Origin of the sequence: Pseudomonas sp. SMN11 (genome assembly GCF_052041945.1) — a bacterium.
GTDB lineage: Bacteria > Pseudomonadota > Gammaproteobacteria > Pseudomonadales > Pseudomonadaceae > Aquipseudomonas.
This window is the reverse complement of sequence record NZ_JBKGGW010000002.1, coordinates 263,487-284,863: the sequence shown is the minus strand read 5'-3', so window position 1 is coordinate 284,863 and position 21,377 is coordinate 263,487. Positions and strand designations below refer to the sequence as shown.

Sequence of the window (21,377 nt, the reverse complement as noted above, 5' to 3'; positions counted from 1 at the left end):
CTCGGGTGAACCCGCGAAAGGGCCAGTACAGGCTAACCGCGGCTTCCGCAGGCTACGATAGGCTTCAGGTGCTTCACGAAATTACAGGGCCGATGCCGCGAATCCAGCTGCTCCACCAGAATGCCTTCCCAGGCCGTACGGCAAGCGCCGGTCGAGCCGGGCAGGCAGCACACCAGGGTGCCGTTGGAAATCCCTGCCAGCGCCCTGCTCTGCACGGTCGAGCTGCCGATATCGAGAATGGACAAGGCGCGGAACAGTTCGCCAAAGCCATCGACGCTTCGATCCAGCAGGCACTGCACCGCCTCCGGCGTGCTGTCACGCCCGGTAAAGCCGGTGCCGCCGGTGATCAGCACCACCTGCACGTCGTCATCGGCGATCCAGGTCGCCACCTGGGCGCGGATCTTGTACAGGTCGTCCTTGAGCAGCGCCCGCGCCACCAGGCGATGGCCGACCTCCACCGAGCGGCTGGCCAGCAGCTCGCCAGAGGTGTCGTTGTCGTAGGTACGGGTGTCGCTGACGGTCAGCACGGCGATGTTCAGCGGTACGAAGACCGCATCGGGTTGGACGCGCACGGTGAAGCTCCTTGAATGGCATTGTCGTCACGCTAGAGGCAAGCCTGGCAAGCGTCCAATCGAAATGGCGAACCGGCCGATCAATGACATCTATCGCAGACGTGGGTTAATGTCTGCACAACCAGACGCCAGGCACTTCCATGGACATCAAGCAGCTCAAGTTCCTCATCGCCCTCGACCAGACCCGCCACTTCGGCCAGGCGGCGGCGCTGTGCCATATCACCCAGCCGACCCTGTCCATGCGCCTGCGCAACCTGGAGGACGAACTGGACCTGGTGCTGGTCAAGCGCGGCCAGCGCTTCGAGGGCTTCACCGAGGCGGGCGAGCGCATCCTGGCCTGGGCCCGCACCCTGCTCGCCGCCCATGACGGCCTGCAGGCCGAAGCCGCCAGTTGCCGTGGCCAGGTGGTCGGTAGCCTGCGCCTGGGTACCGTGCCGCTGGCCAGCTTCAACCCCATGCACCTGCTGCTGCCGCTGCGCGAGAAGTACCCCGAGCTGCAGTTCCAGCTCAGCTCGCACAGCACCGAGCAAATCATGGACGGCCTGAGCCGCAACCAGCTCGACCTGGGCATCTGCTACCTTGACCAGGTCAACGCCAACTTCTTCGAAGTGATCGAGCTGGGCACCACCACCATGGGCCTGCTGTTCGACACCCAGCACTTCCAGTTCGACACCGACAGCCTGCGCTGGGACGAACTCGGCGACGTTCCCCTGGGCCTGCTGAGCAAGGGCATGCACTACCGCCAGTCACTGGACCTGAGCTTCCGCAGCCGCGGCCTCGAGCCCAATGCGGTGCTGGAAAGCGACTCGACCTTCCAGCTGGTGCAGGCCATCAACACCGGCGTGTGCTGCGCGATCATGCCGCTGGGCTGCGGCCTGGAAGATCTCAGCGAACACATGCGCATCATCCCCATCACCGACGCCAGCATTCACAGCCCGGTAGGCCTGCTGCTGCGCCGCAGCGAGCCACGCTCGGCGATTGCCGAGCAATGCTTCGACGAAGCCAAGCGGCTGTTTCAACCGGCCTGATCCGCCGTTGCCTGGCGATACTGCCGAGGCGTGAAACCGGTCAATTGCTTGAACTGGCGGCTGAACGCGCTGTGGTCGGTGTAGCCGCAGCGCAGCGCCACTTCGGTGATCGGCAAATCAGAATGCAGCAGCCGGTGGGCGTGCTCCAGGCGTGCCTTGTGGATCATCTGCCGCGGCGTGAGGTGGAACACCCGCTTGCAGTAGCGCTCCAGCTGCGCCACGGAAATCCCGGCGATGCGCGTCAATTCATTCATGCTGATCGGCTGGTGGAAATGGCGGCGGATGTGCTCGTCCACGGCCGCCAGGCGCTGGTAGGCGGGGTGCGTGTCGGCGGCTGACTGCAGGTCGACGGAGATGCCCACCAGGCCGATGATCTCGCCGGCCGGATTGCGCAGCGGGCGCTTGTGGGTCAGGCACCAGCCCGGTTCACGGCTGCCGTACAGGTGCAGTTCGAGCTGATCTTCCAGCACCAGACCATCCTTGAGTACGCGGCGGTCCTGCTCGGTGTAGCCGGGGCCCAGTTGCGCCGGGAACACCTCCGCGCTGGTCTTGCCCAGTAGCGGCTGCAGGCGCTTGAGGCCACAGCGCTGGACCAGGGTGGTGTTGGCCAGCACATAGCGGGCGGCCGGGTCCTTGATGAAGATCGCGGCGTTGGGGATGGCGTCGAGGATTGGCAGTAGCAGCGACACACCGGCCAGCAGGGCCTCGAGGGTGGCTGGGCGGTACTGGTCGAGGGACTGGTACAGGGTTGTCAGGTTCGAGCGTGTCATCTTTTCTCTACAGCCCTTATTCAGCTTGGCTTCCAGCGTACCCATCGGCCCAGCACAGTCGCCAGCACTTTTTTCAATTGTGCCGATTTCGTCATTCACCCTGCAGAAAACCATCAAGAACCCCCACCCCGTTCGGGTCCACTCTATGCCCCACGTAAGCCGCCCAAACCTACAAGAGCGCGGCCGTAAAAAGCCGCAACACGTGACATCAGACCTGCCTATCCAAAACCTACAAAAAGGCGCACCCATGTCAGGCAAATTCAAGAAACAGCTGTCATTGCTCGACCTCACCTTCATCGGCCTCGGCGCCATCTTCGGCTCCGGCTGGTTGTTCGCCGCCAGCCACGTCTCGGCCATCGCCGGCCCGGCCGGTATCCTCTCCTGGTTCCTCGGCGGCTTCGCCGTATTGCTGCTGGGCATCGTCTACTGCGAACTCGGTGCCGCCCTGCCGCGTGCCGGTGGCGTGGTGCGCTACCCGGTGTACTCCCACGGCCCGCTGCTCGGCTACCTGATGGGCTTCATCACCCTGATCGCCTTCTCCAGCCTGATCGCCATCGAAGTGGTCGCCTCGCGCCAGTACGCCGCGGCCTGGTTCCCGGGGCTGACCAAGGCCGGTTCCAGCGACCCGACGGTGCTCGGCTGGCTGGTGCAGTTCGCCTTGCTGGGGCTGTTCTTCTTCCTCAACTACCGCAGCGTGAAGACCTTCGCCAAGGCCAACAATCTGGTCAGCGTGTTCAAGTTCATCGTCCCGCTGCTGGTGATCGGCGTGCTGTTCACCTTCTTCAAACCAGAGAACTTCGAGGTCCAGGGCTTCGCCCCGTTCGGCCTGTCCGGTGTGGAAATGGCGGTGTCGGCGGGTGGCATCATCTTCGCCTACCTGGGGCTGACGCCGATCATCTCGGTGGCCAGCGAAGTGAAGAACCCGCAGCGCACCATCCCGATCGCGCTGATCCTCTCGGTGCTGTTGTCCACCGCGATCTACGCCCTGCTGCAACTGGCCTTCCTCGGCAGCGTACCGACCGAAATGCTCAGCAACGGCTGGGCTGCGGTGACCAAGGAACTGGCCCTGCCCTACCGTGACATCGCCCTGGCCCTGGGCGTGGGCTGGCTGGCCTACCTGGTGGTGGCCGATGCGGTGATCTCGCCCAGCGGCTGTGGCAACATCTACATGAACGCCACCCCGCGCGTGGTCTATGGCTGGGCGCAGACCGGCACCTTCTTCAAGTACTTCACCCGCATCGACGCCGAGTCCGGCATCCCGCGCCCGGCACTGTGGCTGACTTTCGGCCTGTCGGTGTTCTGGACCCTGCCATTCCCCTCCTGGGAAGCGCTGATCAACGTGGTATCCGCCGCGCTGGTGCTGAGCTACGCCGTGGCTCCCGTCACCGTCGCCGCCCTGCGCCGCAATGCGCCAGACATGCCACGCCCATTCCGGGTCAAGGGCATGGGGGTGCTCGGCCCGCTGTCGTTCATCATCGCCGCACTGATCGTCTACTGGTCGGGCTGGAGCACCGTGTCCTGGCTGCTGGCCCTGCAGATCGTGATGTTCGTACTGTACCTGCTGTGCGGCCGCTTCGTCCCGACCCAACACCTGTCGCTGGCCCAGCAAGTGCGTTCGTCGGCCTGGCTGATCGGCTTCTACGCCGTGACCATCCTGCTGTCCTGGCTGGGCAGCTTCGGCGGACTGGGCGTGCTCGGCCACCCGTTCGACACCGTGGCCGTGGCCGTCTGCGCCCTGGGCATCTACTACTGGGGCGCGGCAACCGGCGTGCCGGCTCACCTGGTGCGCCTGGAAGGCGAGGACGAAAGCGAAGCCTCGGCTGAAACCTACAGCGGCCGCCCCGCCGTCGCCTCCTGATTCTCTTAGCAATGGACAAGCCCATGAAACAGATTCACGTGATCGACTCGCATACCGGCGGCGAACCGACCCGCCTGGTGATGAAAGGCTTCCCGCCGCTGCAGGGGCGCAGCATGGCCGAGCAGCGCGACGAACTGCGCGAGCTGCACGATCAATGGCGCCGCGCCTGCCTGCTGGAACCGCGCGGCAACGATGTGCTGGTGGGCGCGCTGTATTGCCCACCGGTGTCGGCCGACGCAACCTGCGGGGTGATCTTCTTCAACAACGCCGGTTACCTGAACATGTGCGGCCACGGCACCATCGGCCTGGTCGCCTCGCTGCAGCACCTGGGCCTGATCGAGCCCGGCGTGCACAAGATCGACACCCCGGTCGGCCCGGTCAGCGCCACCCTGCATGAAGACGGCGCCATCACCGTCGGCAACGTGCCGTCCTACCGCTACCGCCAGCAAGTGGCGGTGGAGGTGCCTGGCCATGGCGTGGTGCGCGGCGACATCGCCTGGGGCGGCAACTGGTTCTTCCTGGTCTCCGACCACGGCCAGCGCATCGAACTGGACAACCGCGAAGCCCTCACCGAATACACCTGGGCCATGCTCAAGGCCCTCGAAGCTCAGGGCATCACCGGCGAGCACGGTGCACCGATCGACCATGTCGAGCTGTTCGCCGATGACGCCCATGCCGACAGCCGCAACTTCGTCATGTGCCCGGGCAAGGCCTACGACCGCTCGCCCTGTGGCACCGGCACCAGCGCCAAGCTGGCATGCCTGGCCGCCGACGGCAAGCTCGAAGAAGGCCAGACCTGGGTCCAGGCCAGCATCACCGGCAGCCAGTTCCACGGACGCTACGAGCGCGACGGCGAGCGCATTCGCCCGTTCATCACCGGCCGCGCCTACATGACCGCCGACAGCACCCTGCTGATCGATGAACAGGATCCATTCGCCTGGGGCATCTGAACCCGGCTTTTTAAACCACTGAATATCGCCAGGAGTGACAACAATGACTGACAACATCTTCACCGGCACCATGCCTGCCCTGATGACCCCGTGCACCGCCGCGCGCAAGCCGGACTTCGACGCCCTGGTGCGCAAGGGCCGCGAGCTGATCGAAGCCGGCATGAGCGCCGTGGTCTACTGCGGCTCGATGGGCGACTGGCCGCTGTTGACCGAAGCCGAACGCCAGGAAGGTGTGGCCCGCCTGGTGGCCGCCGGCATCCCGACCATCGTCGGCACCGGTGCGGTGAACACCCGCGAAGCCGTCGCCCACGCAGCCCACGCTGCCAAGGTGGGTGCCGCCGGCCTGATGGTCATCCCCCGTGTGCTCAGCCGCGGTGCTTCGCTGATCGCCCAGAAACACCACTTCTCGGCCATTCTCGCCGCCGCGCCGAAGCTGCCGGCGGTGATCTACAACAGCCCCTACTACGGCTTCGCCACTCGCGCCGACCTGTTCTTCGAACTGCGCCACGAATTCCCCAACCTGATCGGTTTCAAGGAGTTCGGCGGTGGTGCCGACCTGCGCTACGCCGCCGAGCACATCACCTCGAAGGATGACGACGTGACCTTGATGGTCGGCGTCGACACCCAGGTAGTGCATGGCTTCGTCAACTGCGCCGCCACCGGTGCCATCACCGGTATCGGCAACGCCCTGCCGCGTGAAGTGCTGCAGCTGGTGAGCCTGAGCAAGCAGGCCGCCAAGGGCGACGCCAAGGCCCGCCGCCTGGCACGTGAACTGGAAGCGGCGCTGGCGGTGCTGTCGTCGTTCGATGAAGGCTGCGACCTGGTGCTGTACTACAAGCACCTGATGGTGCTCAACGGCGACAGCGAGTACAGCCTGCACTTCAACGAAACCGACGTGCTCACCGATGCCCAGCGCAACTATGCCGAGCAGCAGTACGCGCTGTTCCGCAAGTGGTACGCCAGCTGGTCGGCCGAGCAGAACCTGGCCTGAGGCATCGACCACCGACCTTGTGGGAGCGGCGGTGCGGTGATCCGACTTGCCCGCGAACACCGGCGAAGCCGGTGCCAGGCACCGCAGTGCCTTCTTCGCGGGCATGCCCGCCCCCACAGGGATCGCACCAGCTTCATGATTTCTACTCCTGAATTCAAAGGACGCCCCATGACCCTGACAGGCAACCTGCTGATCGGCCAGCACGCCGTACCCGGCAGCCGCGACGCGATCCGCGCCATCGACCCGGCCACCAACCAGGCCCTCGAACCCGCCTACGCCGGCGGCACCGGCGAACACGTCGCCCAGGCCTGCGCACTGGCCTGGGCGGCGTTCGACGCCTACCGCGAAACCTCGCTGGAACAGCGCGCTCATTTTCTCGAAACCATCGCCAACGAAATCGAAGCGCTGGGCGATGCCCTGATCGACCGCGCCGTGGCCGAAAGTGGCCTGCCCAAGGCGCGCATCCAGGGCGAGCGTGGCCGCACCTGCATGCAACTGCGCACCTTTGCCCGAGTGGTCCGCAGCGGCGAATGGCTCGATGTGCGGGTCGACAATGCCCTGCCCGAACGCCAGCCGCTGCCGCGCGCCGACCTGCGCCAGCGCCAGGTGGCACTGGGCCCGGTGGCAGTGTTCGGCGCCAGCAACTTCCCCCTGGCCTTCTCGGTAGCCGGCGGCGACACCGCTTCGGCACTGGCCGCTGGCTGTCCGGTGGTAGTCAAGGCCCACGCCGCGCACCCTGGCACCAGTGAACTGGTCGGCCACGCCGTGGCCCGCGCCGTCAAACATTGCGGCCTGCCGGAAGGCGTGTTCTCGCTGCTGTACGGAGCCGGCCGTGAAGTCGGCATCGCCCTGGTCAGCAACCCGCGCATCAAGGCGGTCGGCTTCACTGGCTCACGCAGCGGTGGCATTGCCCTGTGCCAGGCGGCCCAGGCACGCCTGGAGCCGATTCCGGTGTACGCCGAGATGAGTTCGATCAACCCGGTGTTCCTCTTCGACGCCGCGCTGCAGGCCCGTGGCGCAGCGCTGGCGCAAGGCTTCGTCGCTTCGCTGACTCAGGGTGCCGGGCAGTTCTGCACCAACCCAGGCCTGGTGATCGCCCGCCAGGGGCCCGCGCTGCAGCGCTTCATCGAGGCGGCCAGCGAACATGTGCGCCAGGCCGCCGCGCAGACCATGCTCACCCCGGGCATTGCCAGTGCCTATGCCGCTGGCGTCGGCGCCCTGGCCAACAACGCCAACGCTACGGTTGCCGCCAGCGGCCAGGCGCAGCAAGGGCCGAACCAATGCCAGGCACAGCTGATCGTGACTCAGGCCGAAGCGTTTCTCAGCGACCCGGCGTTGCAGGCCGAAGTGTTCGGCGCAGCTTCGCTGGTGGTGGCCTGCGCCAGCGACGAGCAGGTCCGCCAAGTGGCCGAGCACCTTGAGGGCCAACTGACCGCCACGCTGCAACTGGACGATGCCGACATCGACAGCGCCCGTGCCCTGCTGCCGACCCTGGAACGCAAGGCCGGGCGCATCCTGGTCAACGGCTGGCCGACCGGTGTCGAAGTGTGTGATGCGATGGTCCACGGCGGGCCGTTCCCGGCCACCTCCGATGCCCGCACGACCTCGGTCGGCACGGCGGCGATCCTGCGCTTCCTACGCCCGGTGTGCTACCAGGACTTCCCCGATGCCCTGCTGCCGCAGGCGCTCCAGTACGGCAACCCGCTGCAGCTGCGGCGCTTGCTCGACGGTAAACGGGAAGCCTGAGCATGGTCGACACCCCTGAAACCGATATTGCCGTGGTCGGCGCCGGCATCGTCGGCGTGGCCTGCGCCCTGCAACTGGCCCGCCAAGGCCGTCGAGTGCTGCTGATCGATCACCAGGCCCCCGGCCAGGGTGCGTCCTACGGCAACGCCGGGCACCTGGCCACCGAGCAGGTGTTCCCGATCGCCGACCTGTCGATCCTCAAGCGCTTGCCGCGCATGCTGCTCGACCCGATGGGGCCGCTGCGCCTGGACTGGAAGTACCTGCCCAAGGCAATGCCGTGGTTCACCCGGCTGCTGCTCAACCTGCGCCCGGCGCCATTCCAACGCAGCGTGGCCGGTATCCGGGCATTGAACGAAGGCAGCCTGGGCGCCTGGCAGCGGTTGCTGGGCTCGATCGGGCGCAGCGAGCTGTTCAGGGAGGATGGCTCGCTGCTGGTGTTCGAACGGCCCGAGTCCCGTCAAGCGTTGCAAGCCTTGCAGGCACGCCTGCAGCAACAGGACGTGGCGGTGGATTGCTGGTCGGCCGAGCACGTGCGCGAGGCAGCACCTCAGCTGACCCCTGCGCTGCTGGGCGGCTTGTTCTTCCCGCGCACCGGGCACTTCATCGACCCGTACCAGGTGGTCTGCGCGCTGTTCGAAGCAGCCAAGGCCAGCGGTGTGCGTTTCGTCCAGGCGCGGGTTTCGGGTGGGCAACTGCAGGGCGACGGGGTGCGCCTGGCCAGCGACCAGGGGACGTTCAAGGCGCGCCAGGTGCTGCTCAGTTGCGGCGCACATTCTGCGCAGCTGACGGCAGCACTGACCGGCAAGCGCGTACCGCTGGACACCGAGCGCGGCTATCACCTGATGCTCCCGCAGGAACAGCAGCGCCTGCCGTTCGCGGTCACCTCGCTGGAGCGCAAGTTCATCATGACGCCCATGGCCGATGGGTTGCGTTTGGCCGGCACGGTGGAGTTTGCCGGCCTCGATGCGCCGCCCAGCATGCAGCGGGCGTGGCAGTTGCACCGGTTGAGCAAGGGCTTGTTCCGCCAGGACCTGAGCGTTGAAGGCGCAACACCATGGATGGGCTTCAGGCCATCGTTGCCGGACTCGTTGCCGGTGATCGACCGGGTGTGTGATGGGCGGGTGCTGCTGGCGTTCGGGCATCAGCATCTGGGCTTGACCCAGGCTGCGGTGACGGCGGAATGGGTGGGGCATCTGGCTGCGCAGGCCTGCGCCCCCGACCTGGGGTCCTACCGGCTGGAACGCTTCTGATGCTCAGGGGCACACTCGGCATTCAAGGGTGCTGCGGGTCGTGCCCCAACGATTGCAGGAACAATGAAAACAGCTCTGGCTGTGAAGAGATATCCAGCTTGGCATACAGGTGTCGACGATGAACCTTGATCGTCTCGGGTGAAATCGCCAGGCGCTCGGCCATGGCCTTCGAGGAAAACCCGCGCAAGATCAGCCGGGCAATCTCCAGCTCGCGCTCGGACAACACCCCAGCGCCGAACTGGCTGAGGGCATCACGCACCTGCACCGCCACCGGCTCATCCTGCGCCAGCACGCGCTTGCTACCGGCCTGCCAATGCTGCTGCATCAGCGCCAGCACCCACGGGCAGAGCATCGCCAGCAAGCCGCACTGTTCGGCATCGAAGGCCTCCCCTCGCCCCAGCGACAGGCTCAGCGCGCCCTGGCCCGGGAGCTGCAGGATGAACTGCACCTCATCCGCCAGCACATGGGCCTGGAACCAGCTGATGTAGTACTCGCTTTGGTGGAACTGGTCCGGCGCCACCTCGTCGAGCCGATACAAGCCGCTGCCCACACCGTCCTGGCACGCCAGGTAGAACGGGTCGAGCTGATACAGCCCGCTCAGGTACAACGACATCGCCACCGGCCCTGCCTGCGGCGTTGCATCGTGCTCTTCCAGCACCACCGGGGTACCGCTGCCGGGGTAGTACGCCGCCAGGGCGTTATCGAACGGCAACCAGCGATGCAGCAACAGGATCAGTTGCTTCCAGAAGCGTGGCTGACCGATCTGCTCGATGGTGCGGCCAAGATTGGCATGCATGCCGACTTCATGAAAAACGTTTTGCACCGTGCCGGCTCCCCTGAAAAGGTGATGCGATTTCCCTCCTTTGCAGCGCCCACGTCAAGGGGCGTAACCCCAAAGGGTAATTGGCCGGCCACAGCGCCAGGCCTAGATTGCAGCCCATGCAGCACCCCATCCGCAGGGTGTTCGCGCCTTTCGTCACTGCCTCAACCCCCAATAACAATTCGAGGAAAACGACATGCACGACAGTGCGCTAAAGCCCAGCCTGGGCATGCTCGATGTGGTCGCGATCACCGTTTCGGCGGTGACTCCGGCCAGTTCCGTGTTCGTGATCGCGCCATTCGCCATTGCCCAGGCCGGCAGCGGCGCCGTGCTGGCCTTCGTATTTGCAGCAGTGCTGGCGCTGATGTTCGCCTGGTGCTATGCCGAGCTGGGCCGGGCCCACAGTTCTGCTGGCGGCGAGTATGTGTATGCCAAGCGCGTGTTCGGCGGCATGGCCGGCTACGCCACCTTCCTCACGGTGCTGGTCTCGCTGCTGTTCATTCCACCGGTGCTTGCCACCGGGGCCGCCACCTACCTGAACAACGCCCTGGGCACGGCCTTCGATACCCAGACCGTGGCCCTGGCGATCGTCGCCGGCAGTTACGCCCTTGGCATTCTCAACATCCGCCTCAACGCCTGGGTCACGGGCGTATTCCTGTTGTGCGAAATGGCGGCGGTGCTGGTCATCGTGGCGCTGGGCCTGGGTAACGTGAGCCAGCCGCTGAGCGTGCTGATCACACCCCAGCACATCGACCACGGCCTGCTCAGCGCCGCCCCTTGGGCGCTGGTGTTCGCCTCGATCGGCACGGCCCTGTTCGCCTACAACGGCTTCGGCGCCGCCGTGGTACTGGCCGAAGACATGAAGGACGGTGGCCGGAGCACCCATCGAGCAGTGCTCTGGTCCCTGGCGCTGGTGGTGGCCATCGAGCTGGTACCCATCTGCGCGCTGTTGCTGGGCGCGCCATCGCTGGAGGCGATGCTGGCCAGCAGCGACCCGATCGGCTACCTGCTCAACGCCCACGGCAACCCGACGCTGTCACGGCTGGTGAGCGCGGGTATTTTCCTTTCGGTGTTCAATGCCATCATCGCCATCGTCATCCAGTCCGGCCGGGTGATCTTCAGCAGTGGCCGCGACCAACTGTGGACGCCTACCCTGAACCGCCTGTTCACCCGCATCCACCCACGCTGGGATTCGCCCTGGCTGGCCACCCTGCTGCTGGCCATACCGTCTGCTGCCCTGAGCTTCAGCTCAGACCTGGAAGAGATGACCTCTTTCACCGTGCTGTTGCTTCTGATGGTGTATCTGGCGGTAGCGTTATGCGCCTTGTTCAGTCGTGTGCTGCGCAGCGACCGCGAACACCCCTATCGCATGCCCTTGTGGCCGTTGCCAGCGCTGCTAGCGGTGATTGGCGCGGGTTATCTGCTGCTCAGCGGGCTGCTTGGCGCGCCGCTTCGCGACATTCTCATCATTCTTGTGCTGCTGGCCGTCTCGGTGATGCTCTACAGCAGCTACGGCAAATTCAGCCCAGCCTTCCAGAAACTCTGACCCACAAAAGCTCTGCCCCACAGGAGTCCCTATGCGCGCTCGTCAACTTGGTATCACCCTGGGCCATGGCTTGCCCGGTCAATTCAACGCCATCACCGATGTACCCGGCATCCGAGTCGGCCACAGCACCTTGATGGCCGACAGTGCCGACAAACAGGTCCGCACCGGCGTGACGGTGATCCAGCCACGCCCGGCTGCGGCCCGCCTGGCGCCTTGCTTTGCCGGGGTCCACGTACTTAACGGCAACGGCGACGCCACGGGCCTTGAGTGGATCCGCGAAGCCGGCCTGCTGACCACGCCGATTGCGATCACCAACACCCACAGTGTCGGGATGGTGCGCGATGCACTGATCGCCGCAGAACGCGACACCCTGGCCGACCCGTCGGTGTACTGGTGCATGCCCGTGGTGCTGGAGACCTACGATGGCCTGCTCAACGATATCTGGGGCCAACACATAGGGCCCGATCAGGTGAACGAAGCGCTGGCCCGCGCCGAAGCCGGGCCGGTTGCCGAAGGTGCGGTGGGCGGTGGCACCGGCATGATCTGCCATGAGTTCAAGGGCGGTATCGGCACGGCTTCACGGCGTCTGGCACCTGACCAGGGGGGCTGGACGGTGGGTGTGCTGTTGCAGGCCAACCACGGCCAGCGGCGGGAGCTGCGGGTCGATGGCTACCCGGTCGGCCGGGTGCTCGGCGACATCCCCTCGCCCTTCGCCGAACGTGGCGAGCCGGGCATGGGCTCGATTGTGGTGATCATCGCCACCGATGCACCGTTGCTGCCCCACCAGTGCCAGCGTCTGGCACAGCGCGCCTCGATCGGCATCGCCCGCACCGGGGGCGGTACAGAGGATGCCAGCGGCGATCTGTTCGTGGCGTTCTCCACTGCCGACCAGCAACTGCCGCCTGCGGCCTACGGGCGCAAGGGAGTGCCATTCAGTCAGCCGGTGCAGATGCTCGCCAACGACCATATCACGCCGCTTTTCATGGCGGCGGCAGAGGCGGTGGAGGAAGCGATCGTCAACGCACTGGTTGCAGGCGAAGACATGCTTACAGCGGATGGGGTGCTGGTGCCGGGGCTGGGTGGTCAACGCTTGCTGAGCGCGATGCGCCAGGTGGGCTGGCGCCTCGGCGAATAACCTGCGCCCCACAGGCGCGGTAGTGCCTGTGGGGCCGGCTCAAGGCTCAGCGATAACGCTCGAGCCAGTGCGCATACGGCGCTGGCAAGGTCCAGGAGGCCTTGTCCACGCCCAGCTCCTTGGCTGCGAAGTACGCCCAGTGCGGGTCGGCCAGGTGCGCACGGCCAACCGATACCAGGTCAAGCTGACGTGACTGCAGCGCTTCCTCGGCCAGCTGCGGCGTACCAAAGCCCCACGCCGAGGTCACCGGCAGCCCTGCCTCACGACGCACGCGCTCGGCAATCGGGCCCATGAATGCAGGGCCCCACGGAATGTTGGTTTCAGGAATGGTGAAACCGACACTGACGCTCAGCAGGTCCAGCCCGCCCGCCTTGAAGCGGCGCGCCAGTTCGATCGATTCTTCCAGGGTCTGCTCATCGCGACCGTCATATTCCAGCACACCAAAGCGCGCGGTCAGTGGCAGGTTCTCCGGCCAGACCTCACGCACGGCGGCCAGGGTTTCGAGCAGGAAGCGGCTGCGGTTGTCGAAGCTGCCACCGTAGGCATCGGTACGCTGGTTGGAGTGCTCGGAGAAGAAGCTCTGCCCCAGGTAGCCATGGGCGAAGTGCAGTTCGATCCACTCGAAGCCGGCATCACGCGCACGGCGCGCGGCGTCGACGAAGTCCTGCTTGACCCGGGCGATGTCGTCCAGGGTCATCTCGCGCGGTACTTTCGGCAAGTGCGCGCCAAAGGCGATGGCCGACGGGGCTATGGTTTCCCAACCACGGGCATCGTCGCCGGCGATGTGATCATCCCCTTCCCACGGGCGGTTGGCGCTGGCCTTGCGCCCGGCGTGGGCAATCTGGATACCTGGCACCGAGCCTGCGGCCTTGATCGCCTGCACCACCGGCACGAAGGCCTGGGCATGGGCGTCGCTCCAGATCCCGGCGCAACCGGGGGTAATGCGCCCTTCCGGCGCCACGGCGGTGGCCTCGACCACCAGCAGGCCGGCACCGCCCCGGGCCAGGCCGGCCAGGTGCACATGGTGCCAGTCGTTGATCATGCCGTCCTCGGCCATGTACTGGCACATCGGCGGGATGGCGATGCGGTTGCGCAAGGTGACATCTTTGAGGGTGTAAGGTTGGAACAGGGCAGACATGGGCAGCTCCGGATCATCTGGATACGATTGTTCGATCATAATCGAACTATGGCAATTGATGAAACCCCCGTTATCATGTCGGCCATGCGAGCCTACCAACACCCCAACCCTGAAGACCTGATTCTCGAGCGCGTGCTCTACGCACTGAGCGACCCGGTGCGCCTGGGCATCGTCCGCCATCTGGCTGGCGTGGCCGAGGCCAGCTGTGGCGAGCTCGATGGCGGGCGGCCGAAGTCGAGCATGTCGCACCATTTCCGCGTGTTGCGTGATGCGGGGTTGGTGCACACCCGCAATGTCGGGACCACCCACATGAATTCGCTGCGCAGCGAAATGCTGGGCGAGCGGTTTCCCGGGTTGCTGGACTGCATTCTGAAGCAGAACTGATTATTCCTGTGCCGGCCTCTTCGCGGGTTCATCGAGGCGTCGAACCGCCGCGAAGAGGCCAGTGAAGACAACATCAATCCTTGCGCAGGGCAAAGCGACACACCTGCCCTCCCCTGAGCATGCATTCCTCATGACTGACCTCGGCGCCGCCAAGCGTGCCGATCAAGGCCAGGTCCAGCTCACACACCACCGGATGCGCCTTGGCCAGATGATGAAACACGCAGTTGTGCGCCACGATCTGCGGCTCGCCTGAGGAACGGAAGAACACTTCCGCCTCATATCCTGCCGCATTCATGTGCTCGACAATCCGCCCCTCATCCACCACCTCAGCCTCCAGGTCCGTCGCCAGCTTGCGCCCCAGCTTTCGCATCAGCACCAGCAATGCCTCCGGCCCCATCAAGCCCGCCACTTCACCAATCAGCAGGTTGGCCAGTAGCGGATACTGCCGAGGGAACAGTTCGCGGCCATGCTCGGTCAGCTGGTGCAGTTGCTCCGGCCGACGCCCGGTGGGCCGGGTGGCGCCGCGCTTGACCAGGCCGTCACGTTCCAGCGCGGCCAGGTGCTGGCGCACGGCCGTGCGGGTGATGGCCAGGGCCTGCGCCAGCTCGTCGATGCTCATGCCGGCTGGCTGATGCAGCAACGCATGGAGCAGGTCCTGTTGGGTACGGCCAAGGCCTTCGAGCATCAGAACTTGTCCGGGAACTGCTTGACCAGCGCCGCCGTGAGGGCGTCGGACAAGGTCAGGATATGCTCGCGCATCATCGCCCAGGTGCGCGCTTCGCCCGCGTAGTCACCGGCGGCCAGCTGATCGATCTGCGCCACGTGATGGCCACCGTGGGCGCTGAGCAAGGTCAGCAAGGTCTGCTCCGGCAGGTTCGGGTTGGCCTTGGCCAGGAACGCGGCGATGGCCTTGGCATTGCTGCCCAGGTCGTTGACGGCAGCTTGCTGCCCCTTCTTGTCCTTGGCCACGGTGGCATCGCTGTAGTGCTTGATCGCGCCCCAGTGGCCAGCGAGCAGCTTGAACAGTTGGTCGGCGGCGGGTTGGCCATACAGCGGGGCGATGCTGTTGGCGATCCTGGTGGCATCGCTGACTACTTCATTGGCCGCGACTGCAGCCTGCTTGGCGTTGCCCGCCTGGTTGGCGACGGCATAGTTGCGAACCCAGAAAATGTGCTCGACCCACAGGTCGCGCAAGGCCATGCGCGTGGTCATCGCAGCGGATTCGGCGGGTTTGGCAGCAGGGGTTGCGGAGGAATAGCTTTGGCTCCATGCCGGCTGGGCGCAAAGGGCGAGCAGCAACAAGGCGGCAATCTTGATGTTCATGACGGCACCCTCCTGGAGGGGATCGACTGACAAGATTAATTTAAGCATCAAAATATGTTTTTATTAGCCCGTCGGCGGAATTCCGATCAATGGTTTGCCCATTGAAAACAACAGCCACGGGAGGCTTCCCGTGGCGTATGCGCCCGGCGCTGCAAGGTCAGGCGCTGATGGCGTCCAGGCTGCGGATGGGTGTGGGGACCGCGCAGAACAATGGGAACTCCTCTTCGATGATCCACGGTTCTTTCATGACCAGGTAAACATCGAGAAAGTCGGAGAAGCCCGGCCAGATGAACAGGTCATTGGCTTCGGCAACCGCCCGCGACAGCACGCCCACGCCGCCAAAACTCTTGATCATCGATACGCTGACGATCTCGCTGCCGGAATGGAACACGGTTGCCCCGTCCAGCATGCCTGGCCGACGCTCGGCAAAGCGGGTAAAGATCGAATGATACGGGCACTCCGGCAAAGGCTTGATCACCGCGCACGGCGCTGAGCGGTCGTTGCTGGTTGACGAGGCAACGACTTCGATGCGCAAGCCCTTCAGCGGTACCGAATGGTAGTTTTCGCCCATGCTGTCGCCCAGCACCACCACCATGTCCGCTTCGTCCTTGGCCAGCTTGACCAGGTTGTCAGGCGACTCCGAGCAACTGAAGATCGGATTGTAGCCAGACAACTTGCTGACCACGGCGCCCATGATCTGCTGGTTGATTTCCATCGACAGCGTGCTGTTCAAGGCAACCCGCAACGGCAGGCGTTGGTTGCGGCTCTGGCGCAGCTGATTGATCTTCAGCTGCATGCGCTCGGATGAACGCACGATTTCCAGGACATGCGGCAGGATGCCCATGCCCTCCTGGGTCAGCGATACCCCTTTGTTGGTCCGGTCGAACAACTTGAAACCGCAATGATCTTCGAGCTTTTTCAACTGAGCAGCCAAGGCCTGGACCGTGACGTGTACCTGTTCGGCCGCATCGGTGATCGAGCCCGTGCGGGCTACGGTCACGATGTTTTTAAGCACCTTGATGTCCATTCACTCTCCCTCCCCGTTCCGTTGACGCAGGCCGTCAACGAAAGGCATGAGGATATCGCACAACCGCCGGCACTGTCTGCCCGATAACGGTGCACGCCGTCTGGGTAGCAAGCAACGGTTGAGGCACGTCAAAAAAAAGTGAAGTTTCGACGGGCGATTCAACTGTTAGATTTTTGTCAGCTTTTACATAAATAGAGAGTTGCCATGCTGACACTGAACAGAAACATTGATACTGCCCTGCGACAAAACAAGACCGTTAACGTGCTGGGCAGCGACTATGCATTGAACGGGGGCTTCAACGAGTTTGTAGAGTTTTCCAAAAGTTGGGAAACCATGGGCGTCGACCGTTATTACGGCCAGGCCGAAAAAGGCACCCGCTATCGCCGTTACAGCGACTTCGACTTCAACCCGGTTACCGGCGAATTGTGCCAACTCAATCACCGCGCCTACGAACAATCCGAAGCGCACAACAACTATGTCGGTGGCATGGCACGTCATTTCGATGACATCAGTGCCGATGTGTTCAACTCACCGATCCTGCGCTCGCTGATTCGCCTGGATTTCGATGTGTACAAGGCGGTATTGCCTGAAGAACTGCACACTGTCACCTGGCAGTGCCAGGTGCACCAGATCCGTATCGAAATCAAACCGGGGGCGCAGATCGAAATTACCCCTGAAGGTATTCATTGCGACGGTTATCCGTTCAGCGGCGTGCACTTCTGGGGCCGTCACAACGTCGAAGGCGCCACCAGCAACATTTACGACAAACAGTCGAATGTGATCGACTCCGGCACCTATCTGAACATTCTCGACACCACTTACTTCCTCGACCGCGAACTGCAACACTATGTCACTCCGGCGATCAACCCGAGCCCTTCGGAAATGGGCTATCGGCAGATCATTGCAATTTCCTTCTCTCGACCGGGCAGCGAGCATGACATTATCGACTAGTTACATCGGCCCGGTGCCGAAGTTGTTTCCGAGTGAACACATCAATGGCCTGAGCATCAAGAAAGCCACGCCTTTCCATGCCCGCAAGATCGTCGACTTCTTCCGTCGCTTCGAGGAGACCTCGTTTTGCGACTGGCAGGACGAAGGGCTGCTCAAAGGCTTGCTCGGCTCGGAGCATACCTATTGCTACATGGCCGAAAACCACACCGGCACCATCGTCGGCGCGGTTGCGGGGGGCTTGATGGGCACACGGGGCACCATCAATCATATGGCGGTGGCGCCGGACTATCGGCAGAGCCGGATCGGCACGTCACTGGCCAATTCGATTCTCAGCGATTTCCGCCAGCACGGTATTCGCCGGGTGTTCCTGTTCGTTGAAGATGACAACCCCAACGCGCTGAGCTTCTGGCAGAAACAAGGCTTCCTGCAAACCCGTGGTGAAATCACCTGCGAGGTCGACCTGTGACCTCGTCGGTGCTGCAAGCCACCTCGCGCAAGGAAAGCCTGGTCGACGCCCTGCCGATCGTCACCGGCTACTTCGTCGTCAGCTTCGTGTTCGGTGTCATGTGCATCAATGCCGGCCTGCCTTTGTGGCTGCCGGCCGCCATGTGCCTGTTCGTCTATGCCGGGGCGGCGCAGTTCGCCGCACTGGCACTGATGACCACCAGCGCGCCGCTGATCACCATTGCGTTGTCGACCTTGCTGATCAATTCGCGGCACATGCTGATGGCGATGTACATGTCCAAACGCAGCGCGCAACTGCCGATCAGCAAGCCGCAGAAGTTGCTGTACGCATTCGGCCTGACCGATGAGTCCTTTGCCTTTCACAGCCAACGCCTGGAGAACGGCAGGCCGACCTCGCCTGGCTATCTGCTGCAGTTCAATACCTATTGCCATGCCAGCTGGATCGCCGGCGCGGTGTTTGGTGCGGTGGCATCGGATGCCTTGAACCGGTTTTCCGAGTTCAAGCTGGACTATGCCCTGACGGCCATGATGATCTTCGTGCTGATATCGCTGTGCAGCACCTTCACCAAAGCCGTCATCGCCCTGGTGGTGATCGTGACCACCTGCCTGCTGAACATGTTTGCGCCCTCGCCCTTGAACGTATTCATCGCAACCGCCGTAGGCTGTGGAGCAGGGTTATGCCTGAAAAGAACTACCTGATCGCAGCGGTGATGCTGATGGCCGCCATCACCTACCTGACCCGCGCGACACCGTTTCTGCTGAAGATGGAGAAGTCCCCAAAGTGGTTCAATGACGTCATTGAATACCTGCCGGTGGCAATCATCGCCAGTATCACCGTACCCGCCCTGCTGGTGGCCAAGGACGGCTCGCTGCTGGGCCTGAATGCCGACCTGCTGGCAGCGATTCCGGTGGTCATTGTCGCGTACTGGTCGCGCAGCCTGATCTACAGCGTGTGTGCCGGTGTCGCCGGGCACGTGGCGATCACGCTGCTGGCTTGAGGCCCGGATCTGAGAAGGAAACCGCTATGAGCCTTGCCCGCCGGAAAGTCACCCTGACCAACCTGAGTGAGTTTTCCCGCCTGATGCCCCAGGTTCCACGTGACCGGGTGATCGATGAAATGGCTGACCTGTCACTGGAATGCTCGCTGGCCTATGCCTTGAGCAAGACGTTTCTGCGCGATGGCTGGATTGCCGAGTATCGCCATCTGCATGCCGCTGCACACTTGAGCCCGGGCAACGACCTGCTGCTCTTCGCCACTTCGGGCAGCTTGAAGCTGGAAATGCCCGATGGCTCGGAACTGCACATCATGCACGGCGACCAGGTGGTGCTCAGGGCTGCCACCGAAGCGAAGGTGTTCCCCGTCAGCGATACAGGTGACGTAAGTTTCCTGGCGTTGGGCGTGGACCTCGACCTGACCGAGGTGCTGCAGGAGCTTGCCAGCGACAGTCCCCTGTCGAAACCGCAATAAAAAAGCCACGGGGATCACCCGTGGCTCTTTCTGACCCACATCGGCTGATTACAGCGCCATGTCGTTCTCTGGCTTGCTTTCAACCGGCTTGCTCGGCGCCACGGTGGTGCCGACGCTGTCGTCGATCACCGGTGGCTTCTCCAGCTGCAGCACTTCAGCGGTGTAGTTCCACTCTTTCTGGGTGGCCGCCGCCGAGTCGTTCAGCTTGGTACCGTAGCTCGGTACGATTTCCTTGATCTTGGCCTGCCACTCAGGGGTAGCGACCTTTTCCTTGAACACGGTTTCCAGCACGTTCAGCATGATCGGCGCGGCGGTCGAAGCACCTGGCGAGGCGCCCAGCAGGCCGGCGATGGTGCGGTCCTGGGAAGCCACCACTTCGGTGCCCAGCTTCAGCACGCCGCCCTTCTCTTCGTCACGCTTGATGATCTGCACGCGTTGACCAGCCTGCCACAGTTTCCAGTCTTCCTTCTTGGCGTTCGGGAAGTAGGTACGCAGGGCTTCGAAGCGATCGTCATCCGACAGCATCAGCTGGCCAGCGAGGTACTCGACCAGCGGGTACTGGTCGATACCGACCTTGGTCATCGGCCACACGTTGTGGGTGGTGGTGCTGCTCAGCAGGTCCAGGTACGAACCGTTCTTCAGGAACTTGGTCGAGAAGGTGGCGAATGGGCCGAACAGGATCACGCGCTTGCCGTCCAGCACGCGGGTATCCAGGTGCGGTACCGACATGGGTGGCGCGCCAGTCGAGGCGATGCCGTAGGCCTTGGCCATGTGCTGCATGGCAATGGTCGGGTTTTCGGTTACCAGGAACGAACCGCCCACCGGGAAGCCTGCATATTCCTTGGCTTCAGGAATGCCCGACTTCTGCAGCAGCTTCAGCGCGCCGCCGCCGGCACCGATGAACAGGAACTTGGCGTCGGTGGCCGATTCGGTACCGTCCTTGAGGTTCTTGTACTCGACGTGCCAGGAGCCGTCTTCGTTGCGGGTGATGTCCTGCACTTCGCTGGACAGCTTCAGGTCGAAGCCTTTCTGGGTCTGCAGGTGGCCAACGAACTGGCGGGTGATTTCGCCGAAGTTGACGTCGGTGCCGATTGGCGTCCAGGTGACCGCCAGTTTCTGGTTCGGATCACGGCCTTCCATCATCAGCGGGACCCACTTGGCGATCTGCGCGTGGTCCTCGGAGTACTGCATCGGGCGGAACAGCGGGCTGGCCTGCAGCGCCTCGTAACGCTTCTTGAGGAACTTGATGTTGTCATCGCCCCAGACGAAGCTCATGTGCGGGGTGGTGTTGATGAACGAGTGCGGGTTCTTCAGCACGCCCTGGCGAACCTGCCACGACCAGAACTGGCGGGAGATCTGGAAGGCTTCGTTGATTTCGATGGCCTTGGAGATGTTGACCTTGCCGTCTTTGTCTTCCGGGGTGTAGTTCAGCTCGGCCAGCGCGGAGTGGCCGGTACCGGCGTTGTTCCAGCCGTTGGAGCTTTCCTCGGCGACGCCGTCCAGGCGCTCGACCATTTCCATCGACCAGCTTGGCTCCAGCTCGTGCAGCCACACGGCCAGGGTGGAGCTCATGATGCCGCCGCCGACCAGCAGCACATCGACTTTCTTGGTTTCTGCGGCGTGCGCTTGCATGAAGCTCGCAGCGACAGCCAGACCCAGCAAGGTCTTGCCAGCTTTCTTGAACATTGATCAATTCCAGTCAGTAGAACGGAGGGTGGGCCTGTGGCTGACCCAAAATATTCCTTGTTCTTCAGCGCAGGCTTGTTGTTGAAAATTGTTCAGCAGCCAGAGAACCAGATAACGCCCCAGGCTTTTGTCGAATTGACCGACAAGGCTGAATCGTTTCGCTGATTGTAACCGAAATGCCAGCACATACAAATTGCACGACAATAGGCAAGACGACAGGTTGTCTCATGCCGGCCAAACGCTGATGGAAGCCATTGCAGTATCGTTCA

General features: G+C 63.6%; 22 protein-coding genes. 14 read left to right on the top strand and 8 right to left on the bottom strand.

The window, feature by feature from the left end:
- Positions 1-32: 32 nt before the first annotated feature.
- Positions 33-572 (bottom strand): molybdenum cofactor biosynthesis protein B, encoded by a 540-nt coding sequence (gene moaB / locus ACLEJU_RS03535; protein ID WP_435423960.1) that lies wholly within the window; start codon positions 570-572, stop codon positions 33-35.
- A gap of 140 nt (positions 573-712) precedes the next feature.
- Between moaB and ACLEJU_RS03530 the strand changes: the two genes are divergently transcribed.
- Positions 713-1,600 carry a LysR family transcriptional regulator gene (locus ACLEJU_RS03530; protein ID WP_435423961.1) on the top strand — a complete coding sequence of 296 codons (888 nt, stop codon included), beginning with the start codon at positions 713-715 and terminating at the stop codon, positions 1,598-1,600.
- On the opposite strand, the gene ACLEJU_RS03525 is transcribed toward ACLEJU_RS03530, so the two are convergent.
- A complete protein-coding gene (locus tag ACLEJU_RS03525; RefSeq protein ID WP_435423962.1) occupies positions 1,588-2,370 on the bottom strand; it encodes a helix-turn-helix domain-containing protein in 783 nt (260 codons plus the stop codon). The two genes, ACLEJU_RS03530 and ACLEJU_RS03525, sit on opposite strands and share 13 nt — an antisense overlap.
- Before the next feature lie 247 nt (positions 2,371-2,617).
- Between ACLEJU_RS03525 and ACLEJU_RS03520 the strand changes: the two genes are divergently transcribed.
- From ACLEJU_RS03520 to ACLEJU_RS03500, 5 genes are all read left to right on the top strand, one after another.
- The gene (locus tag ACLEJU_RS03520; protein WP_435423963.1) at positions 2,618-4,228 is read left to right on the top strand and encodes an APC family permease; all 1,611 of its coding nucleotides are present in this window, start codon (positions 2,618-2,620) and stop codon (positions 4,226-4,228) included.
- A gap of 23 nt (positions 4,229-4,251) precedes the next feature.
- Positions 4,252-5,178 (top strand): 4-hydroxyproline epimerase, encoded by a 927-nt coding sequence (locus ACLEJU_RS03515; RefSeq protein ID WP_435423964.1) that lies wholly within the window; start codon positions 4,252-4,254, stop codon positions 5,176-5,178.
- 43 nt (positions 5,179-5,221) lie between these two features.
- A complete protein-coding gene (locus ACLEJU_RS03510) occupies positions 5,222-6,169 on the top strand; it encodes a dihydrodipicolinate synthase family protein (RefSeq protein WP_435423965.1) in 948 nt (315 codons plus the stop codon).
- A 168-nt stretch (positions 6,170-6,337) separates the two neighbouring features.
- Positions 6,338-7,915 carry an aldehyde dehydrogenase (NADP(+)) gene (locus ACLEJU_RS03505; RefSeq protein WP_435423966.1) on the top strand — a complete coding sequence of 526 codons (1,578 nt, stop codon included), beginning with the start codon at positions 6,338-6,340 and terminating at the stop codon, positions 7,913-7,915.
- A gap of 2 nt (positions 7,916-7,917) precedes the next feature.
- Positions 7,918-9,165, top strand: coding sequence for an NAD(P)/FAD-dependent oxidoreductase (locus ACLEJU_RS03500; RefSeq protein ID WP_435423967.1), 1,248 nt, complete (start codon positions 7,918-7,920; stop codon positions 9,163-9,165).
- A gap of 22 nt (positions 9,166-9,187) precedes the next feature.
- Here ACLEJU_RS03500 and ACLEJU_RS03495 read toward each other — a convergent pair whose 3' ends face one another.
- A complete protein-coding gene (locus ACLEJU_RS03495) occupies positions 9,188-9,961 on the bottom strand; it encodes a response regulator transcription factor (protein WP_435423968.1) in 774 nt (257 codons plus the stop codon).
- 220 nt (positions 9,962-10,181) lie between these two features.
- Here ACLEJU_RS03495 and ACLEJU_RS03490 point away from each other — a divergent pair, with 220 nt between their 5' ends.
- Positions 10,182-11,531, top strand: a complete 1,350-nt coding sequence (locus ACLEJU_RS03490) for an APC family permease (RefSeq protein WP_435423969.1) — start codon at positions 10,182-10,184, stop codon at positions 11,529-11,531.
- Positions 11,532-11,562: 31 nt separating this feature from the next.
- The gene (locus ACLEJU_RS03485) at positions 11,563-12,666 is read left to right on the top strand and encodes a P1 family peptidase (RefSeq protein WP_435423970.1); all 1,104 of its coding nucleotides are present in this window, start codon (positions 11,563-11,565) and stop codon (positions 12,664-12,666) included.
- A gap of 46 nt (positions 12,667-12,712) precedes the next feature.
- On the opposite strand, the gene xenA is transcribed toward ACLEJU_RS03485, so the two are convergent.
- Positions 12,713-13,804 (bottom strand): xenobiotic reductase XenA, encoded by a 1,092-nt coding sequence (xenA, locus tag ACLEJU_RS03480; protein WP_435423971.1) that lies wholly within the window; start codon positions 13,802-13,804, stop codon positions 12,713-12,715.
- A gap of 48 nt (positions 13,805-13,852) precedes the next feature.
- On the opposite strand from xenA, the gene ACLEJU_RS03475 reads away from it, so the two are divergent.
- A complete protein-coding gene (locus ACLEJU_RS03475; protein ID WP_159411696.1) occupies positions 13,853-14,188 on the top strand; it encodes an ArsR/SmtB family transcription factor in 336 nt (111 codons plus the stop codon).
- Between the two features lie 73 nt (positions 14,189-14,261).
- Here the strand turns inward: ACLEJU_RS03475 and ACLEJU_RS03470 are convergent, their stop codons facing one another.
- The 3 genes from ACLEJU_RS03470 to ACLEJU_RS03460 form a co-directional block, all read right to left on the bottom strand.
- Positions 14,262-14,873 (bottom strand): helix-turn-helix transcriptional regulator, encoded by a 612-nt coding sequence (locus tag ACLEJU_RS03470; RefSeq protein ID WP_435423972.1) that lies wholly within the window; start codon positions 14,871-14,873, stop codon positions 14,262-14,264.
- Positions 14,873-15,511 (bottom strand): hypothetical protein, encoded by a 639-nt coding sequence (locus ACLEJU_RS03465; RefSeq protein ID WP_435423973.1) that lies wholly within the window; start codon positions 15,509-15,511, stop codon positions 14,873-14,875. Before ACLEJU_RS03465 ends, ACLEJU_RS03470 begins: the two co-directional genes overlap by 1 nt.
- A 157-nt stretch (positions 15,512-15,668) precedes the next feature.
- Positions 15,669-16,538: a LysR family transcriptional regulator gene (locus ACLEJU_RS03460; RefSeq protein ID WP_103446306.1), complete on the bottom strand. Its 870-nt coding sequence runs from the start codon at positions 16,536-16,538 to the stop codon at positions 15,669-15,671.
- A gap of 204 nt (positions 16,539-16,742) precedes the next feature.
- On the opposite strand from ACLEJU_RS03460, the gene ACLEJU_RS03455 reads away from it, so the two are divergent.
- The 5 genes from ACLEJU_RS03455 to ACLEJU_RS03435 are packed head-to-tail and all read left to right on the top strand — an operon-like array spanning position 16,743 to position 19,422.
- On the top strand, positions 16,743-17,489 hold the full coding sequence (locus ACLEJU_RS03455; RefSeq protein ID WP_435423974.1) for a 2OG-Fe dioxygenase family protein: 747 nt from the start codon (positions 16,743-16,745) through the stop codon (positions 17,487-17,489).
- Complete coding sequence (locus ACLEJU_RS03450) at positions 17,473-17,955, top strand: GNAT family N-acetyltransferase (RefSeq protein ID WP_159411699.1); 483 nt, start codon at positions 17,473-17,475, stop codon at positions 17,953-17,955. Before ACLEJU_RS03455 ends, ACLEJU_RS03450 begins: the two co-directional genes overlap by 17 nt.
- On the top strand, positions 17,952-18,653 hold the full coding sequence (locus tag ACLEJU_RS03445) for an AzlC family ABC transporter permease (protein WP_435423975.1): 702 nt from the start codon (positions 17,952-17,954) through the stop codon (positions 18,651-18,653). Before ACLEJU_RS03450 ends, ACLEJU_RS03445 begins: the two co-directional genes overlap by 4 nt.
- Positions 18,632-18,952: an AzlD domain-containing protein gene (locus tag ACLEJU_RS03440; protein WP_159411700.1), complete on the top strand. Its 321-nt coding sequence runs from the start codon at positions 18,632-18,634 to the stop codon at positions 18,950-18,952. The genes ACLEJU_RS03445 and ACLEJU_RS03440 overlap by 22 nt, the downstream gene beginning before the upstream one ends.
- Positions 18,953-18,978: 26 nt before the next feature.
- Entirely contained in the window at positions 18,979-19,422 is a 444-nt protein-coding gene (locus tag ACLEJU_RS03435; protein ID WP_435423976.1) for a hypothetical protein, read from the top strand.
- A gap of 48 nt (positions 19,423-19,470) precedes the next feature.
- On the opposite strand, the gene mqo is transcribed toward ACLEJU_RS03435, so the two are convergent.
- Positions 19,471-21,108, bottom strand: a complete 1,638-nt coding sequence (mqo, locus tag ACLEJU_RS03430) for a malate dehydrogenase (quinone) (RefSeq protein WP_435423977.1) — start codon at positions 21,106-21,108, stop codon at positions 19,471-19,473.
- Between the last annotated feature and the right edge of the window lie 269 nt (positions 21,109-21,377).

What these genes read in the sequence shown, in the direction of transcription:
- ACLEJU_RS03490 (WP_435423969.1), top strand. Translation starts at nt 10,182, where the DNA reads ATGCACGACAGTGCGCTAAAGCCCAGCCTGGGCATGCTCGATGTGGTC.
- ACLEJU_RS03505 (WP_435423966.1), top strand. Translation starts at nt 6,338, where the DNA reads ATGACCCTGACAGGCAACCTGCTGATCGGCCAGCACGCCGTACCCGGC.
- ACLEJU_RS03455 (WP_435423974.1), top strand. Translation starts at nt 16,743, where the DNA reads ATGCTGACACTGAACAGAAACATTGATACTGCCCTGCGACAAAACAAG.
- mqo (WP_435423977.1), bottom strand. Translation starts at nt 21,108, where the DNA reads ATGTTCAAGAAAGCTGGCAAGACCTTGCTGGGTCTGGCTGTCGCTGCG.
- ACLEJU_RS03465 (WP_435423973.1), bottom strand. Translation starts at nt 15,511, where the DNA reads ATGAACATCAAGATTGCCGCCTTGTTGCTGCTCGCCCTTTGCGCCCAG.
- ACLEJU_RS03510 (WP_435423965.1), top strand. Translation starts at nt 5,222, where the DNA reads ATGACTGACAACATCTTCACCGGCACCATGCCTGCCCTGATGACCCCG.
- ACLEJU_RS03530 (WP_435423961.1), top strand. Translation starts at nt 713, where the DNA reads ATGGACATCAAGCAGCTCAAGTTCCTCATCGCCCTCGACCAGACCCGC.
- ACLEJU_RS03440 (WP_159411700.1), top strand. Translation starts at nt 18,632, where the DNA reads ATGCCTGAAAAGAACTACCTGATCGCAGCGGTGATGCTGATGGCCGCC.
- ACLEJU_RS03520 (WP_435423963.1), top strand. Translation starts at nt 2,618, where the DNA reads ATGTCAGGCAAATTCAAGAAACAGCTGTCATTGCTCGACCTCACCTTC.
- ACLEJU_RS03500 (WP_435423967.1), top strand. Translation starts at nt 7,918, where the DNA reads ATGGTCGACACCCCTGAAACCGATATTGCCGTGGTCGGCGCCGGCATC.
- ACLEJU_RS03450 (WP_159411699.1), top strand. Translation starts at nt 17,473, where the DNA reads ATGACATTATCGACTAGTTACATCGGCCCGGTGCCGAAGTTGTTTCCG.
- ACLEJU_RS03460 (WP_103446306.1), bottom strand. Translation starts at nt 16,538, where the DNA reads ATGGACATCAAGGTGCTTAAAAACATCGTGACCGTAGCCCGCACGGGC.
- ACLEJU_RS03470 (WP_435423972.1), bottom strand. Translation starts at nt 14,873, where the DNA reads ATGCTCGAAGGCCTTGGCCGTACCCAACAGGACCTGCTCCATGCGTTG.
- ACLEJU_RS03435 (WP_435423976.1), top strand. Translation starts at nt 18,979, where the DNA reads ATGAGCCTTGCCCGCCGGAAAGTCACCCTGACCAACCTGAGTGAGTTT.
- ACLEJU_RS03485 (WP_435423970.1), top strand. Translation starts at nt 11,563, where the DNA reads ATGCGCGCTCGTCAACTTGGTATCACCCTGGGCCATGGCTTGCCCGGT.
- ACLEJU_RS03495 (WP_435423968.1), bottom strand. Translation starts at nt 9,961, where the DNA reads ATGCATGCCAATCTTGGCCGCACCATCGAGCAGATCGGTCAGCCACGC.
- ACLEJU_RS03475 (WP_159411696.1), top strand. Translation starts at nt 13,853, where the DNA reads ATGGCAATTGATGAAACCCCCGTTATCATGTCGGCCATGCGAGCCTAC.
- ACLEJU_RS03525 (WP_435423962.1), bottom strand. Translation starts at nt 2,370, where the DNA reads ATGACACGCTCGAACCTGACAACCCTGTACCAGTCCCTCGACCAGTAC.
- ACLEJU_RS03515 (WP_435423964.1), top strand. Translation starts at nt 4,252, where the DNA reads ATGAAACAGATTCACGTGATCGACTCGCATACCGGCGGCGAACCGACC.
- xenA (WP_435423971.1), bottom strand. Translation starts at nt 13,804, where the DNA reads ATGTCTGCCCTGTTCCAACCTTACACCCTCAAAGATGTCACCTTGCGC.